Genomic DNA, 16,122 nt, shown 5'->3' with positions numbered 1-16,122 from the left:
ACGGAGGGGGCGACTCCACGGCCGATGTTTGCGCCGCCCCCTCCACCACTGCGTGGTCCCCCTCCCATGGAATGGGGAGGAAAGGGGGGCTTTAGCCCCCGACCGGCGTCTTCAGCGGTTCGCCCGCGAAATGGGCCGACAGATTCTGCAACAGCAGCATCAGCATCCCCTGAACCGCCTCGGTCGTGGCGCCGGCGGTGTGGGGCGTCAGCACGGTGTTGGGCACGGTCGCCCAGCGCGCCGGGTCGGTCGGCTCGGTCTCGAACACGTCCAGGGCGGCGGCGCCCAACCGCCCGTCGCGCAGGGCGGCGATGACGGCGTCCTCGTCCACCAGCTGGCCGCGCGCGACATTGACCAGCAGGCCGGACGCGCCCAGCGCCTCGATCACCTTGGCCGAGATCAGGCCGCGATTGGTCTCGTCCGCGCGGCAGGCTACGACCAGAACGTCCGAGGCGCGGGCCAGGTCGATCAGGCTGTCGGCGCGGGGCCAGGCCGCCGCCTTGGCGCGCGGCGCCCACCACTGGACGGTCATTCGCATGATCTCGGCGCGGCGGGCCACGGCCTCGCCGATGGCGCCCAGGCCTACGATGCCCAGGGTCTGGCCGCCCATCGACGGGGTGATGGTCTTGGACGCCGGGGTCCAGCCGCCGGCGCGGACTTGCCGGTCGCCCGCGGCGATCTGACGGCGGGCGGCGAGGATCAGGCCGACGGCATGGTCGGCCACGTCTTCGTGGTTGATGGCGGGGGCGTGGGTGACGGGCAGGCCGCGCGCGCGGCACCATTCCAGGTCGATGCCGTCATAGCCCGAGGTGAAGCAGGCGATCAGCGACAGGTTGGGCAGACGCTCGATCAGCGCCTTGTCCAGTTCGAACTCGCCCGCCACGACCAGAACGCGGACGTCGGCGGCGGCCTCGACCGGCGGCCCTTCCCAGAAGCGATAGACGTCGTAAGCGCCTTCGAGAAAGACGCTGAGCGGCGCGAGGTGCCGCTGCATGATCAGGATGGCGGGGCGCTGGGTCATGGCCGCCAGACTAACCCGGTCTCACGACGGCACCACCCTTCTCATTCACCCCGTACCGCTCATCCCGGCGGACGCCGGGATCCAGTAAGAGCCCTAGCCACTACAGGTTGACTGTCGAGCTTGTCGCCAAAGCACTGGATCCCGGCGTCCGCCGGGATGAGCGGGAGAGGGGAGGGTGCAAGAAAAACGGCCCCCCGATTGCCCGGAGGGCCGCTCGTCATTCTGGCAGTTCGATCAGCGACCGAACTTCTGGTGCTGGATCCGCTTGGGAATGATGCTGTCCGCACCCAGGCGGCGCATCTTGTCCTGTTCGTAGGCTTCGAAGTTGCCCTCGAACCATTCCACGTGGCCGTCGCCTTCGAAGGCGAGGATGTGAGTGGCCAGACGGTCCAGGAACCAGCGGTCGTGGGAGATGACCACGGCGCAGCCGGCGAACTCCTCCAGAGCCTCTTCGAGGTTCTGCAAGGTTTCGATGTCCAGGTCGTTGGTCGGTTCATCGAGCAGGATCAGGTTGCCGCCCGAGGCCAGGGTCTTGGCCAGGTGCACGCGATTTCGTTCACCCCCAGAGAGCTGCCCCACCTTCTTCTGCTGGTCGCCGCCCTTGAAGTTGAAGCTGCCGACATAGGCGCGGGTGTTGATCTCGCGCTTGCCGACCATCATCACGTCGGTGCCGCCCGAGATGGCCTGCCAGATGGTTTCGTCCGGCTTCAGGTCGTCGCGCGACTGGTCGACATAGGCCAGCTTGACCGTCTCGCCGACTTTGATGGAGCCGCCGTCGGGCGTTTCCTGGCCGGTGATCAGCTTGAACATGGTCGACTTGCCGGCGCCGTTGGGGCCGATGACGCCGACGATGCCGTTGGGCGGCAGCTTGAAGGTCAGGTTGTCGAACAGGGTCTTGTCGCCATAGGACTTCTTCAGGCCCTCGACTTCCAGAACCACGTTGCCCAGACGCGGGCCAGGCGGGATCTGGATGTGGGCGTGCGTCTGCGCGCCGCGCATCGATTCCTGCTCGTCGACCATCCGCTCATAGGCGGCCAGACGGGCCTTGGACTTGGCCTGACGGGCCTTGGCGCCCGAACGGACCCATTCCAGTTCGCGGGTGAGGGCGCGCTGGCGGGCTTCGGATTCCGAGTTCTCCTGAACGACGCGCTTCTGCTTGGCTTCCAGCCACGAGGAGTAGTTGCCCTCGTGCGGGTGGCCCTTGCCGCGGTCCAGTTCCAGCGTCCACTTGGTGACGAGGTCCAGGAAGTAGCGGTCGTGGGTCACCAGGATGACGCAGCCCGGGAAGTTCTCCAGGTGATGCTGCAGCCAGGCGACGGATTCGGCGTCCAGGTGGTTGGTCGGTTCGTCGAGCAGCAGCATGTCGGGCTTGGACAGCAGCAGGCGAGCCAGGGCCACGCGGCGCTTTTCACCCCCCGACAGGTTGGTGACTTCCCAGTCGTCGTCGGGGCAGCGCAGGGCGCCCATGGCCATCTCGATGCGGCTGTCGATATCCCAGACGTCGCCGGCGTCGATCTTCTCCTGAAGGGCGGTCATCTCCTCCATCAGTTCGTCGGAGTAGTTCTCCGCCATCTCCATGGCGATGGCGTTGAAGCGGTTGACCCACTGCTTCTCTTCGCACCATGACTCGACGTTCTGACGAACGTTCAGGCTGTCGTCGAGCTTGGGCTCCTGCTCTAGATAGCCGCGCTTGATGCCGTCGGCGGCGCGCGCCTCGCCGGTGAACTCGGTGTCCAGGCCGGCCATGATCTTCAGCAGGGTGGATTTACCCGAGCCGTTGACCCCGACAACGCCGATCTTGGCGTCGTTGTAGAAGCTCAGCCAGATGTTCTCGAAGATCTTTTTGCCGCCGGGGAAGGTCTTGGTCAGACCCTGCATCTGGAAAATATATTGCTGCGCCATGAGGTGCGGTTACGCCCTTCGGGTTCGGATAGATTGGGAGATTGAAGCGGGATGTAGCGACCGCAACTCGTTTCGGCAAATCATGGCGTATGGCGACGGCGGATTGATGACCGCCGTTTGAGGGGCAGATGCACCCTTCCGAGGCGAGGCGCTGCCTCTAGCCGACGGGCGCCGGCAGGACCGCCATCAGCGCCCGGGTGAAGCCGACGGGGGCGACCGTCAGGTGGTCCTCGTCCGCCAGCACCGTCGATTGCACGCTCAGCCCCGGATAGCGGCGCGACTTCAGCACCCGTTCCATGGTGCGCATGTCGCCGACCATGTCCGCCTCGCTATTGTGCCGGGCGGTGGGACCCGGCCCTTCGAAGCCGCCGACGTACATGAAGACCTCGGCGGGCAGGTCGCGGTGGCGGCGTGCGTAATCCGCCTCCATCGTCATGATGTGGCGCGTGTCGTACCAGAAGGACGGGCTGCCCAGGACGTAGCTTTGGAACAGCGTCGGATCGGTGAATAGGATCTGCGCGCCCAGCAGGCCGCCGTAGGAATGGCCGAGCAGAGTCCGGCGCGTCGGATCCGTGCGGAAACGGGCGTCGATGAAGGGCAGGGCCTGGGTCTTCAGGTAGGTCTGATAGGCTGGGCCGCCGCCGTGTATGGCCGGGGCCGAGTGGCGCGGCCCGTTGGGCGTGGGCGTGTAGTCGCGGCGGCGGCTGTCGGCGCCGCTGTCGCCCTTGGCGTAGGACAGGCCGACCAGGATGAATTCCTCGATCACCGGCTCTTCCAGATTCACCCGTCGCGCGATCTGGCGGATGATGGGGAAGGCGTAGTCGGCATCGGTGACATAGAGGGCCGGATAGCGGCGGTTCGGCTGGGTCTCATAGCTGGCGGGCAGGCTGACGAAGACCTCATAGTCGCGGCCAGAAACCGGATCGGGCACGCTCCAGACCTGGGTGCCCGTCAGCACATAGGGCGCGCCCTCGGCGGCGGTGGTTTGAGCGTCCGCCCGCTCGCCGCAGCCCGCGGCGAGGCTCGCCGCCACTAGAATCGTCGCCAGTCCCAGTGCCCGCATGGACGCCCCCTCAAGCTTCACCTTGAAGGCAGGTTTCAGGGCAAATGCGGCGCTCGGAAGGCGCAGCCGCCTCAGGCGTAGTTGAAGCTGATCGAGATGCGCTGTTCCTCGGCGCGGCTGGCGGGGACTTCATGGCGCAGCCAGCTTTCCCACATCAGGATCGTGCCCGAGGCGGGCTTCAAATAGACGAAAGGCCGCTCGGCCTCGCTCGCCTCGGCGGTCAGGCCGGGGCGGGCCATCATCATGACCAGGCGCGGGTCCTCGATCTTCAGCGACGAAGCGCCGTCGGGGATGTGGATGTAGATGGTGCCCGAAATGATGGCGTGCGGGTGGATATGGCCGGTGTGGCCGCCGCCGGGCATCAGGACGTTGACCCACAGATTGTCCAGCCGGGGCTTTTTGGCCAGATCGAAGTGCAGCGCCTTGGCGTAGGCGGCGGCGTGCTTGTCCAGCAGCTTCTTCAGTTCGGCGAACTCGGGGAAACGGTGCGGCAGGTCGTTGATCGAGCCGTACGACGTGTAGCCGGGATAGTGGTTGGTCTTGCACCAGTCGATCCCGGCCTCGTCCTCCTCGGCCATGACCAGGCAGAGGTCGAGAATCTCCTCGTGCAGTTCGGGCCAGCCGGGGGCGGCGGCCAGCGAGGCTTCGTAAACCTGGGTCGGGAAGAGGGGGCGCAGGGACATGGCGTTGCCATAGCCCTTCTCCCCTTGCGGGAGAAGGTGGGCGAGCGCAGCGAGGTCGGATGAGGGGTCTCTCGACCGACAGCAAAACCCCTCATCCGTCAGCCTCCAACTGCTACCTTCTCCCGCAAGGGAGAGGAAGGGAAGGGTCAAAAGGGCAGCCCCTCCTCGCCGCGCAGGATCGCCTCGGCCTCGGGGCTATGCTTGGCGTCGGAGCGGTCGTGAAGGATCAGGGGCGGGAGCAGGCGCAGCGGCGCCTTGCCGGTCTTGATGGCCTGCACCAGCACCCGTTTGGCGGGCTGGTCGGCGTAGGGATGGATGGGGCGGATGGCGAAGGAGCCGGCCTTTTCGCCCAGCAGGGCCAGCAGGTCGGCCAGACGGTCGGCGCGGTGGATGACGACGATGCGCCCGGCCTCGCGCACGGATTTCAGCAGAAAGCCGGTCCAGGCCTTTAAGCCGTCGTCGGCCATCCAGGCCCCCATCTTGCCGGGGCCGGGCGCGCGCAGCGCGCCGGGGTCGTCGAAGAAGGGCGGATTGCTGACGGCCCAGTCGAAGGGCGCAAGGTCCAGCGCCCGAAACCGCTGCGCCACATCGCCGCTGAGGATGGTGGTGCGATCATCGACGCCGTTCAGGGCGGCGTTCTCGCGCGCCAGCCCGGCGGCGGTCGGGTCGCGCTCCAACCCGGTCAGCGACACGCCCGGGCGTCGCGCGGCCACCTGCATCAGCACCGCCCCTGCGCCGCAGCCCGCCTCGATCAGCCGTTCGCCCGGCTTGGCCTCGACGGCGGCGGCCAGCAGGGCGGCGTCCATGCCGGCGCGATAGCCCTTGATCGGTTGGCGCAGCCGGACGCGGCCGCCCAGCAGGGCGGATTCCGCAACATCGGCTGCGACAGTAAGGGTTGACCCGGCTTGACCCATCATGACGCCGCCACCATTGTGCGCCGCATCGCGTTCGGGCAAGCGGACGCGTGTGATTTTCGGGCGAATCTCTTCCTTCGCCCCTGTGCTGAAAGAGAATTTCGTGGACGTAGCTCTCGTCGCCGCTCCCCGCCCCAAGGGCGATGTGGACGCCCTTGTTCGTCTGGCGAAGGACGACATGGCGGCGGTCGACGCCATGATCATCGCCCGAATGCAGTCCGACGTGCCGGTGATTCCGCTTCTGGCCGAACATCTGGTGTCGGCGGGCGGCAAGCGTCTGCGTCCGCTGCTGACCGTCGCGGCCGCGCGCGCCGTCGGCGCCTTGGGCGATATCGAAGGGCCCAAGAAGCTGGCCGCCTCGGTCGAGTTTATCCACACCGCGACCCTGCTGCACGACGACATCGTCGACGGCTCGGAAATGCGGCGCGGCAAGGTGGCGGCACATCTGATCTGGGGCGCGGCCTCGTCGGTGCTGGTCGGCGACTTCCTGTTCGCGCGTGCCTTTGAACTGATGGTCGAGACGGATTCCCTGCGCGCCCTGGGCATTCTGGCCACCGCGTCCAGCGTCATCGCCGAGGGCGAGGTGCTGCAACTGACGCGCGCCCATGACCTGAACCTGGATCAGGACACCTATCTGCAGATCATCCGCGCCAAGACCGCAGAACTGTTCGCCGCCGCCGCCGAGTCGGGCGCGGTGGGCGCGGGCGCTTCGGAAGAACAGGTCACGGCCTTGCGCGACTACGGCATGGCCCTGGGGATCGCCTTCCAGTTGGCGGACGACGCCCTGGATTACGGCAGCGACACGGCGACCCTGGGCAAGAACGCGGGCGACGACTTCAACGAGGGCAAGGCGACCCTGCCGCTGCTGCTGGCCGTCCAGCGCACCAAGGGCAAGGAAGACATGTTCTGGGATCGCGTCATCACCAAGGGCGACCGCACGCCCGAGGACTTCAACCGGGCGCGCGAATTGATCCTGGGCGTCGGCGCGGTCGAAGCGACGCTGGATGCTGCGGGGGACTATGCCGACCGGGCCAAGGCGGCGCTGTCGGTCCTGCCGGCCAGCGACTGGCGTTCGGCGCTGGAAGACCTGGCTGACTTCGCGGTCAGCCGCGCGGCCTGATGCTGCTGGCGGTCGTCATCGCGGGGCTGCTGGCGACGGCCCCCCAGGACGCGCCGCGCTTCACCATGACGCCCCAGCCCAGCGACGCGCTCAAGGCCGAGCTGTTCCGGTTGGCGCCGGGCGATCCCGACGCGCAGGCGCGCGCCCTTCTGGGCGAAGGCGAGGCGGAAGCGGTCAGCCTCAACGTCTCTGGCCCCTTGATGTTGGCTTATCGCCGGGAAAGCGGACCGGCCGCCGGCGTGGTGCTCTACGCCGGTCCCGACGGCGGCCACAGGCCTGACGCCGCCTGCGTGCTGACGCGCAATCCGGAGGGCGACCACGACAACTCGCGCCGCGCCACGGAATGGTGCCTGTCCTTCATCCTGAAGACGGCGCCGACGTTGAACATTCCGCCGGCGCCGCTCTAGGCGGGTATTACTTCAGGCTGGCGCAGAACTTCTGGATGCGCGCACAGGCGGCTTCCAGCACGTCTTCCGACGTGGCGTAGCTGACGCGGAAATAGGGGCTCAGGCCGAAGGCGGTGCCCTGGACCACGGCCACGCCTTCCTGGTTCAGCAGTTCGGTGGTGAAAATCTCGTCGTCAGCGATGACCACGCCCGATTCCGTCGTCTTGCCGATCAGGCCCTCGATCGACGGATAGACGTAGAAGGCGCCTTCCGGCGTGGGGCAGCGAACGCCCGTGGCCTGGTTCAGCATGGACACGACCAGATCGCGACGGCGCTCGAAGGCCCCCGCGCGTTCGGCCAGGAAGTCCTGCGGGCCGTTCAGGGCCTCGACGGCGGCCCACTGGCTAATCGACGAGGGGTTCGACGTCGTCTGGCTGGCAACCTTGCGCATTAGGTCGATCAGCGGCTTGGGGCCGCCTGCATAGCCGATGCGCCAGCCGGTCATGGCATAGGCCTTGGACACGCCGTTGACCGTCAGGGTGCGGCCGTAGAGGTCGGGCGCGACCTGGGCGATGGTCAGGTATTCGAACCCGCCATAGACGAGGTGCTCGTACATGTCGTCGGTCAGGATCCAGACCTGCGGATGCTTGCGCAGCACCACGGCCAGGGCTTCCAACTCGGCGCGGGTATAGGCGGCGCCGGTCGGGTTCGACGGCGAGTTCAGGATGATCCACTTGGTCTTGGGCGTAATGGCCGCGTCCAGAACCTCGGGGCGCAGTTTGAAGCCGTCGGCTTCCTGACCGATCACGGTGACGGGCTCGCCGCCGGCCAGCAGCACCATGTCGGGATACGAAACCCAGTAGGGCGCGGGCACGATGACTTCGTCGCCGGGATTCAGCGTGGCCAGGAAGGCGTTGTAGATCACCGGCTTGCCGCCCGAGGCCACGTGGATCTGGTTGGCGGCATAGGTCAGGCCGTTCTCGCGCGCGAACTTGGCGACGATGGCGGCCTTCAGCTCGGGCATGCCGTCGGCGTCGGTGTACTTGGTCTCGCCGCGATTGATGGCGTCGATGGCGGCGGCCTTAATATTGTCCGGGGTGTCGAAGTCCGGCTCGCCGGCGCCCAGGCCGATGACGTCGCGGCCCTCTCGTTTCAGTTCGCGCGCCCGGGCGGTCACCGCCAGGGTGGCCGAAGGCTTGACGCGAGAGAGGGCGGTGGACTGAAGGCTGGACATGTCTATCCCGTCTGGACGATGTGGAGGGAACCGGGGGAGGCGAAGCTTGATACGCAACCCCGCGAGGACGCACAACGTTTGTGCGTCCTGCGGACGATCAAAAGGCGATTTGGACGAAATTTATGCGGCGGGTCGTCGATTTTCTGCTGAACATGGAGGCCCAGCGTTGGCGGACGTTGGCGGTCAGCCTGCTGCTGCTCGCGGGAATCATCGCCATGTTCGCCTTCGGCAAAGCCCATTTCACCCTGGGCGCCGAGGAAAAGCTCGAGGCCTGGCTGGCCGGCTATCGCGTTGGGCCGTGGGGGCTGGTGGCCGCCATCGTGGTCTTCACCCTGTCAGCCTTCGTCGGCGTGCCTCAGTTCATCCTGATCGCCGCCTGCGTGGTGGCGTTCGGGCCGTGGTTCGGCTTCCTCTACAGCTGGATCGCGACGGTGGTGTCGGCGGCCGTCACCTATTGGCTGGGACGCGGCCCCACGGCGCGAGCGCTGGAACGGTTCGGGGGCGGGGCGGCGGAACGCCTGCAGCGGTTCGTGGGCCGCAACGCCTTTTCCGCCAGCTTCATCATCCGCAACGTGCCCTCGGCGCCCTTCATCGTCGTCAACATGGCGTTCGGCGCGGTGCGGGCGTCCTTTCCCGGCTATCTGGCGGGCTGCGCCCTGGGCGTCCTGCCCAAGACCGCGCTGGTCGCCTTCTTTGGCGGGTCCTTCATGGCGGCGGTTTCAGGCGACGGCGTATGGACCTCTTTGATCCTCGCCGGCGTTGCAGTCGTCTGGCTGGCGTTGATGCTGGCCGTGCGCGAGATCGTGAAGCGGCGCGAGGCTGCGCGCACGGACTGATCCGATCCAGAGGAGAAGACCGATGCTCAAGCTCTACTATTCGCCCGGCGCCTGCGGGATGGGCTCGCATATCGCGCTGGAGGAGGCCGGGGCCGACTATGTCCTGGAAAAGATCGACCTGGCGAAGCGCGAGCAGAAGACGCCCGCCTATCTGGCTATCAATCCGGCCGGTGTGACGCCCGCACTGGCGACGCCGCAGGGCGTGATCACCCAGAACGTCGCCATCATGGCCTATGTCGCCCAGACCCATCCCCAGGCCGGGTTGGCCGATGTGGACGATCCGTTCAAGTTTGCGCAGGTTCAGGCCTTCAACGCCTGGCTGACCTCGGCCCTGCATCCCGCCATCGGCAAGGTGGTGTTCGCGCATCCGCGGCTGGAAGGCGAGGCGAGGGACATGGCGGTCGAGGCCGCTCTGGCGAAATATGATCTAGCCGAACATCATCTGCTGGTTGGGCCTTGGGCCCTGGGCGACGATCACACGCTCACGGACGGTTATCTGATGGTCTTCACGCGCTGGGCGCGTCAGGCGGATTTGCTGGACAAGGCGCGCTTTCCCCGTCTGAACGCCCATCTGGACCGGGTGCAATCGCGTCCCGCCGTTCAGCGAGTGCTCGCCGCCGAGGGTCTGACCGCAATCTGACGCTGCAAAGCGCCGAGCGGGGTCGGAAAGCTTGAGCGGACGGGCGTCCAAGCCTTGCCGTGACAAGGCTGTGATCGACGTGTCATCGGCGCTTGCAATCGACGCGGCATGCGGGCAAACGGGCCTATAGTCGGCCAGGCGAGGACGATCAGGATGGTTCTGCGCACCTCGACGCGCGGGGCGGGGGCGTCGCCACAGCGGACTAGCACGAATCACGCCCTTGCAGGCTCGAACAAGCGGTACCCGACGCCCATGCTTTCACCCCTTTTCGGCATGATCTCCAACGACATCGCGATGGACCTGGGGACCGCCAACACCCTGATCTACATGCGCGGCAAGGGCATCGTCCTGAACGAGCCTTCGGTCGTCGCCCTGCGTAATGTCGGCGGTCGCAAGATCGTCCACGCTGTCGGCCTGGAAGCCAAGCAGATGCTGGGCCGCACGCCCGGCCACATGGAAGCCATCCGTCCGATGCGCGACGGGGTCATCGCCGACTTCGAAGTCGCCGAAGAGATGATCAAGCACTTCATCCGCAAGGTTCATAACCGCAAGGGCTTCGTGAACCCCAAGATGATCGTCTGCGTGCCGTCGGGCGCCACGGCCGTCGAGCGCCGCGCCATCAACGACAGCTGCCTGAACGCCTCGGCCCGTCGCGTAGGCCTGATCGACGAGCCGATGGCCGCTGCGATCGGCGCCGGCCTGCCGATCCACGAGCCGACCGGCTCGATGGTCGTCGACATCGGCGGCGGCACGACCGAGGTCGCCGTCCTGTCGCTGTCGGGCATCGTCTACTCGCGTTCGGTCCGCGTCGGCGGCGACATGATGGACGACGCCATCATCAGCTACATGCGCCGCAACCATAATCTACTGATCGGCGAAACAACCGCCGAGCGCATCAAGAAGGACATCGGCACCGCCCGGACCCCGGCCGACGGCGAAGGCCTGTCGATCGAGGTCAAGGGCCGCGACCTGATGCAGGGCGTGCCGCGCGAAGTGAAGATGAGCGAGCGCCAGGCTGCTGAAGCCTTGGCTGAGCCCGTCAGCCAGATCGTCGAGGCCGTGAAGGTCGCGCTGGAAGCCACGCCGCCGGAACTGGCCGCCGACATCGCCGACAAGGGCATCATGCTGACGGGCGGCGGCGCCCTGTTGCGCGGTCTGGATGTCGAGATCCGCGACCACACGGGCCTACCGGTTCAGGTCGCCGACGATCCGCTGTCCTGCGTCGCCATCGGCTGCGGCAAGGTGCTGGAGCACCCGTCGTGGATGAAGGGCGTCCTCGAGTCCTCGCTCTGAGGCTGATCAGCCTGTCGTGACGGCCGCCTTCTTCGGGAATCGGTTTTTGCGATAGGCTCTCACCGCCGGCGGGGAAGACCTCGCCGGTCCCGAACCTCTAGCAGGAAGGCTGGCCGTGGCGTTTCGCGACGGACCGTTCGAGAATCTGAAGGTCCCGCTGGCCTGGACGGCCGCGGTGATGGTCGTCGTGGGCATCGTCGGCGCCGTCATGCTGCTGCTTGGCGATCGCCGCGAGACCCAGAACGCCGACGGCTATGCGCCCGTGCGCGCCGGTTTTGAAGCCGGCGCCGCGCCGGTGGGCGGAGCCTTGTCCGCGCCCGTGCGCTGGACCGGCAACGCCGTCGATTACGTCAAAGGCTATTTCTTCGCCGTGTCGGAGAACCGGCGGCTGCGTCAGCAGGTCGTCGAATTGAACGCCTGGCGCGACGACGCCCTGGCGCTGAAGAACGTCAATTCCCGCTTCGAACAGATGCTAGGGGTCAAGACCGAGCCGCCGGTGCCCATGGTCACGGGCCTGGCCATCACCGATTCGCGCGGCCCGTTCGCCCGGGCGCGGCTGCTGAACGTCGGCGCCGCCAAGGGCGTGCGCACCGGCAACCCTGTGTTGAGCGAGCATGGACTGGTCGGCCGCATCATGGGCGTGTCGTCAGGCTATAGCCGGATGCTGCTGCTGACCGACGTGGCGTCGCGCACGCCGGTGTTGGTCGAGCGCACCGACGCGCGCGCCATGCTGACCGGCGACGGCAGCGGCAGCCCGCGTCTGGACTATGTACGTGGGGCCGGATCGGTGCAGGAAGGCGACCGCGTCCTGACGTCAGGCGACGGCGGCGGCTTCCCGCGCGGCCTGCCCATCGGCGTCGCCGCCAAGGGCGTCGACGGGACTTGGCGGGTCAAGCTGTTCAGCGACCGGACGGCGATCGACTATGTCCGCATCCTGCTGTTCCAGGACTTCAGCCAGTTGGCCGACCAGAACGCGCTGAACGCGCCGCCGCTGGCCAGTCTGAACACGGCCCCGCCGCCGACCCCGGCCCAGGCCGCCGCCATTCAGGACGTGGCCACGCGCCGCGCCGCCGCCGCCGCCGCGACCGCCGAGCGCGTGCGCGCCGCCAACGCCGCCCCGCCGCCGCTTCCTGCGTCTGGCCCCGTTCCCGCCGCGACGGCGGCGGCCGCCCTCTCCACGTCGCGCCCCGCTGCGCAGCGTCCGGCAGCGCCCCGACCGTCCTCGCCTGCGCCGGCCGAGCCCGCCGCGTCGGCTCCCGATGCGGCGCCGACCCCCGCGGGGGCGGCAGAGTGAGACGGGCGATCACGGTCCGCGTCGTCGGCCCGCTGCAATGGATCGTCTATCCGGCCCTGACGGCCATTGCGGTCACGGTGCTGCTGGCGGTACCGCTGCGGCTGTTCGACCTGACCTTGCCTGAGCCGGTCCTGCCGATCGTCCTGGCCTTCGCCTGGCCGCTGATCCGGCCGTCGATGCTGGCCCCGGTGGTTCTGTTCGGGCTTGGGCTGTTTCTGGACCTGTTCTGGGGCGGGCCGCTGGGCCTGTGGCCGATCAGCCTGCTGGCGATCTATGGCGCGATCCTGCTGGCCGCCAACTTCCTGGCTGGGCAGGCGACCATCGTCCTGTTCGCCCTTTACGCCGCCTCGACCGGGCTGGCCTTCTTCCTGGCCTATACGATCGTTACGCTGGACGCAGGCAATTCGCCGAACATCCTGGCCCTCCTGGGCCAGGTCGTGCCGACGCTGTTGCTCTTCCCCCTGGCGGACTGGCTGATCCAGCGGTTTAACGACGCCGACGTGCGATTCCGATGAGCAGCGAACCCCATATCTTCTTTTCGGATGTGAATGAGCGACAGGGCTCGTTCCTGCGGCGCACTTTTCTGCTTGGCGGAGCCACGGCGCTGGGGATCACGGCGCTGACGGGGCGGCTGGCCCAACTGCAGATCGTCAAGGCCGCGGAATATGCGACCCTCGCCACCAACAACCAGTTCAATTTTCGTCTGGTCCCGCCGCCGCGCGGCCTGATCAAGGACCGGAACGGCGTGGTCGTGGCCGGCAATCGGCCCAGTTTTCGCGTTCTGGTCGTGCGTGACGAGACCAAGGATCTGGATCAGACGCTGGACCTTCTGGGGCGGCTTCTGCCCGACACGCTGGAGCGTCGCCGCACCATCATCCGCGAGGTCAATGCCGCGCCGCGCTTCTCGCCCGTGCCGGTCAAGAGCGACCTGAGCTGGGACGAGTTCTCGCGCGTCAATCTCCACGCCGCCGAACTGCCGGGCGTCATGGCCGACATGAACGAGGCGCGCTACTACCCCTTCGCCGGGTCGTTCGCCCACGTCATCGGCTATGTCGCCAAGGTCTCTGACCGCGACGTCAAGGCGATCCGCGACAAGGGCGAGGAGCCGCCTCAGATCCTGTTCAACCCCGGCTTCCGCATCGGTCGGTCGGGCGTGGAGAAGGCGCTGGACCCCGAACTGCGCGGCGTCGCCGGCGGCAACCGGGTCGAGGTCGATGCGCGCGGCCGCGTGGTGGCCGAGGACATCGCCGGCTCGCGCCCCGCCGTGCCGGGCGACGAGGTGGTGCTGACGCTCGACGCCGACATTCAAAATCGGGCGCTGGAGGTGTTCGGTGACGAGAGCGGCGCGGCTGTGGTGATGGACTGCCGCAACGGCGACATCCTGTGTATGACCTCGGCACCGTCGTTCGACCCGAACATGTTCGTCGGCGGCGTGCCCAGCAAGGTTTACAAGGCGCTGAGCGAGTATGAGCGCAAGCCGTTGCTGGACAAGGCGATCGGCGGGGTCTTCCACCCGGGCTCGACCTTCAAACTGACCACGGCCCTGGCCTTGCTGGAGGCAGGGGTCAATCCTGCCGAGCGCGTCGTCTGCACCGGCGGCTATCACTACGGCGGTCGGACGTTCCGCTGCTGGAACCATCGGGGCCATGGCCCCCAGACTATGCACGACGCCATCAAGAACTCGTGCGACGTCTATTTCTATCACATGTGCAATCGCGCGGGCGTCGACAAAATCCAGGAAGTCGCCAAGAAGATCGGCTTCATGCAGACCTATGACATCGGGGTCGGCAATCAGAAGACGGGCAGCATTCCCAGCCGAGCCTGGAAGGCGAATTACAACAAGCGCAACCCCAATCCCGAGTCGCGGGTCTGGTTCCCCGGCGAGACCCTGTCGGTGGCCATCGGGCAGGGGGACGTCAATGTCACCGCCCTGCAACTGGCGGTCATGGTGTCGCGCTTCGCCAACGCGCGTAAAGCCTTGCAGCCGCGCCTGATCAAGTCGGTCGGCGGGGTCGAGCGGCCCAGCGGCGCCGAGACGCCCGATCTGCCGTTCTCGCGCGAGCACCTCGAGATCGTCCGTCAGGGCATGATCGCCGTGGCCAACGACCGGTCCGGCGGCGCCTATCGGCAGAGCCAACTGGGGCTGGGCGACATCCAGATGGCGGGCAAGACTGGCACGGCTCAGGTCCGCAACTACGGCACCGGGTCACGCAAATCGAACGTCTGGGCGCTGAAGGACCACAACCTGTTCGTGGCCTTCGCTCCTGTAGACGAGCCGCGTTACGGCATCGCTATCATCGTCGAACACGGCGGCATGGGCGGGGCGACCGCCGCGGCCCCGCGCGCCCGCGAGATCATGCGCACGACCCTGCTCAAGGACCCGGAGATGCGCGCGCGGATCGAACGGCCCCTGCCGCCCGAACCCACCGGTCCCGTGACGGCGGACGAGGCCGACTTCGGCGCTGCCCCGGCCGAGCCCGAGATCGAAACCGCCGCGCCGCGTCCCGCCGCGCCCGTCGCCTCCACCGGGCCTCGCCCCTATCTTGCGGAGCCGCGATGACCGCTTCGGCCCTGTCCCGTCCCGGCGAGCGCGAGCGACTGTCGGTCAAACTGAGCCAGATCGACTGGCGCTTCGTGTTCCTGATCTCCCTGGTGTCGGGCGTCGGCGGCCTGATGCTCTATTCCGTCGGCAAACAGTCGTGGGAGCCGTGGGCCGCCAAACACCTGATCCGCTACGGCGTGTGCCTGTTGCTGATGCTGGTGCTGGCCATGGTCAGCCTGCGCTGGTGGTTCAGGCTGGCCTGGCCGGTCTATTTCATCGCCCTGTTCCTGCTCGTCTGCGTCGAACTGTTCGGCTACACGGCCATGGGGGCGACGCGCTGGCTGGACATCGGCGTGACCCGGATTCAACCCTCTGAAATCATGAAGATCGGCGTCGTTCTGGCGCTGGCCCGCTGGTATCACGGCGCCTCGGCTCAGGACGCCAAATTCAGCTGGAAGCTGATCTACCCGGTCGCCATCATCGGCGCGCCCTTCCTTCTGGTGGCGCACCAGCCCGATCTGGGCTCGGCCATGCTGATCGGCCTGACCGGTGCGGCCATGATGTTCGTCGCGGGCCTCAGCTGGAAGATCATCGGGGCCGTGGGCGGCGCTGCGCTGGCCCTGGTGCCGCCCTACATCATGTTCGGGATGCACGAGTATCAGCGCCACCGGGTGCTGACCTTCCTGAACCCCGAGGCTGACCCTTCGGGCACGGGCTATCATATCCTGCAGTCCAAGATCGCCCTCGGGTCGGGGGGGCTGCTCGGCAAGGGCTTCGGCCTGGGCAGCCAGAGCCAGCTGGAATTCCTGCCCGAGAAGCAGACCGACTTCATCTTCGCGGCGGTGTCGGAGGAGTTCGGCTTCATCGGCTCGTTCAGTCTGCTGCTCTGCTATGCGGCCATCATCCTGATCGCCCTGCGCATCGCTTCGCTGTCGCACAGTCATTTCGGGCGGTTGGCGGCGGCCGGCGTGACGGCGACCTTCGCCCTCTATGTCCTGATCAACGGGGCCATGGTCATGGGTCTGGCGCCGGTCGTGGGCGTGCCGATGCCGCTGCTGTCCTATGGAGGCACGGTGATGCTGACGGTGATGATCGGTTTCGGCCTGGTCATGGCGGTGCGGGTCAACCGCTACGACGAACTGCCCAAGGGCCACGGGCTGTTCTAATCGCAGTTTCAGGCGTTAGGCTGGTCTC

15 protein-coding genes are annotated in these 16,122 nt (G+C 67.2%); 9 read left to right on the top strand and 6 right to left on the bottom strand.

The window, feature by feature from the left end; all coding sequences use genetic code 11:
* Window positions 1-91: 91 nt before the first annotated feature.
* From AC1DJ5_RS04025 to AC1DJ5_RS04005, 5 genes are all read right to left on the bottom strand, one after another.
* Window positions 92-1,021, bottom strand: a complete 930-nt coding sequence (locus AC1DJ5_RS04025; RefSeq protein WP_477019766.1) for a 2-hydroxyacid dehydrogenase — start codon at window positions 1,019-1,021, stop codon at window positions 92-94.
* Between the two features lie 234 nt (window positions 1,022-1,255).
* Window positions 1,256-2,923 (bottom strand): energy-dependent translational throttle protein EttA, encoded by a 1,668-nt coding sequence (gene ettA / locus AC1DJ5_RS04020; protein WP_441455882.1) that lies wholly within the window; start codon window positions 2,921-2,923, stop codon window positions 1,256-1,258.
* A 157-nt stretch (window positions 2,924-3,080) separates the two neighbouring features.
* Window positions 3,081-3,986: an alpha/beta hydrolase gene (locus AC1DJ5_RS04015; RefSeq protein WP_441455880.1), complete on the bottom strand. Its 906-nt coding sequence runs from the start codon at window positions 3,984-3,986 to the stop codon at window positions 3,081-3,083.
* Between the two features lie 71 nt (window positions 3,987-4,057).
* Window positions 4,058-4,669: a TIGR02466 family protein gene (locus AC1DJ5_RS04010; RefSeq protein ID WP_477019765.1), complete on the bottom strand. Its 612-nt coding sequence runs from the start codon at window positions 4,667-4,669 to the stop codon at window positions 4,058-4,060.
* A 146-nt stretch (window positions 4,670-4,815) separates the two neighbouring features.
* Window positions 4,816-5,586 carry a tRNA1(Val) (adenine(37)-N6)-methyltransferase gene (locus tag AC1DJ5_RS04005; protein ID WP_441456064.1) on the bottom strand — a complete coding sequence of 257 codons (771 nt, stop codon included), beginning with the start codon at window positions 5,584-5,586 and terminating at the stop codon, window positions 4,816-4,818.
* 142 nt (window positions 5,587-5,728) lie between these two features.
* Between AC1DJ5_RS04005 and AC1DJ5_RS04000 the strand changes: the two genes are divergently transcribed.
* Window positions 5,729-6,703: a polyprenyl synthetase family protein gene (locus tag AC1DJ5_RS04000; protein WP_441456063.1), complete on the top strand. Its 975-nt coding sequence runs from the start codon at window positions 5,729-5,731 to the stop codon at window positions 6,701-6,703.
* On the top strand, window positions 6,703-7,110 hold the full coding sequence (locus AC1DJ5_RS03995; RefSeq protein ID WP_441455877.1) for a hypothetical protein: 408 nt from the start codon (window positions 6,703-6,705) through the stop codon (window positions 7,108-7,110). Before AC1DJ5_RS04000 ends, AC1DJ5_RS03995 begins: the two co-directional genes overlap by 1 nt.
* Before the next feature lie 7 nt (window positions 7,111-7,117).
* Here AC1DJ5_RS03995 and AC1DJ5_RS03990 read toward each other — a convergent pair whose 3' ends face one another.
* A complete protein-coding gene (locus AC1DJ5_RS03990) occupies window positions 7,118-8,323 on the bottom strand; it encodes a pyridoxal phosphate-dependent aminotransferase (protein WP_441455875.1) in 1,206 nt (401 codons plus the stop codon).
* A 122-nt stretch (window positions 8,324-8,445) separates the two neighbouring features.
* On the opposite strand from AC1DJ5_RS03990, the gene AC1DJ5_RS03985 reads away from it, so the two are divergent.
* From AC1DJ5_RS03985 to rodA, 7 genes are all read left to right on the top strand, one after another.
* Window positions 8,446-9,159, top strand: a complete 714-nt coding sequence (locus AC1DJ5_RS03985; RefSeq protein ID WP_441455873.1) for a TVP38/TMEM64 family protein — start codon at window positions 8,446-8,448, stop codon at window positions 9,157-9,159.
* A 22-nt stretch (window positions 9,160-9,181) separates the two neighbouring features.
* Complete coding sequence (locus tag AC1DJ5_RS03980; protein WP_477019764.1) at window positions 9,182-9,799, top strand: glutathione S-transferase family protein; 618 nt, start codon at window positions 9,182-9,184, stop codon at window positions 9,797-9,799.
* Window positions 9,800-10,051: 252 nt separating this feature from the next.
* The gene (locus AC1DJ5_RS03975; RefSeq protein ID WP_441455871.1) at window positions 10,052-11,092 is read left to right on the top strand and encodes a rod shape-determining protein; all 1,041 of its coding nucleotides are present in this window, start codon (window positions 10,052-10,054) and stop codon (window positions 11,090-11,092) included.
* A 115-nt stretch (window positions 11,093-11,207) separates the two neighbouring features.
* Entirely contained in the window at window positions 11,208-12,386 is a 1,179-nt protein-coding gene (mreC, locus tag AC1DJ5_RS03970) for a rod shape-determining protein MreC (RefSeq protein ID WP_477019763.1), read from the top strand.
* Complete coding sequence (locus AC1DJ5_RS03965; protein WP_477019762.1) at window positions 12,383-12,901, top strand: hypothetical protein; 519 nt, start codon at window positions 12,383-12,385, stop codon at window positions 12,899-12,901. Before mreC ends, AC1DJ5_RS03965 begins: the two co-directional genes overlap by 4 nt.
* The gene (gene mrdA / locus AC1DJ5_RS03960; RefSeq protein WP_441452927.1) at window positions 12,898-14,946 is read left to right on the top strand and encodes a penicillin-binding protein 2; all 2,049 of its coding nucleotides are present in this window, start codon (window positions 12,898-12,900) and stop codon (window positions 14,944-14,946) included. The genes AC1DJ5_RS03965 and mrdA overlap by 4 nt, the downstream gene beginning before the upstream one ends.
* Window positions 14,943-16,094 carry a rod shape-determining protein RodA gene (gene rodA / locus AC1DJ5_RS03955; RefSeq protein WP_441452929.1) on the top strand — a complete coding sequence of 384 codons (1,152 nt, stop codon included), beginning with the start codon at window positions 14,943-14,945 and terminating at the stop codon, window positions 16,092-16,094. The genes mrdA and rodA overlap by 4 nt, the downstream gene beginning before the upstream one ends.
* Window positions 16,095-16,122: the final 28 nt, after the last annotated feature.

It is taken from the genome of Brevundimonas sp. 01N35, from assembly GCF_056399785.1.
This window is presented reverse-complemented; position numbering and strand designations above follow the sequence as displayed.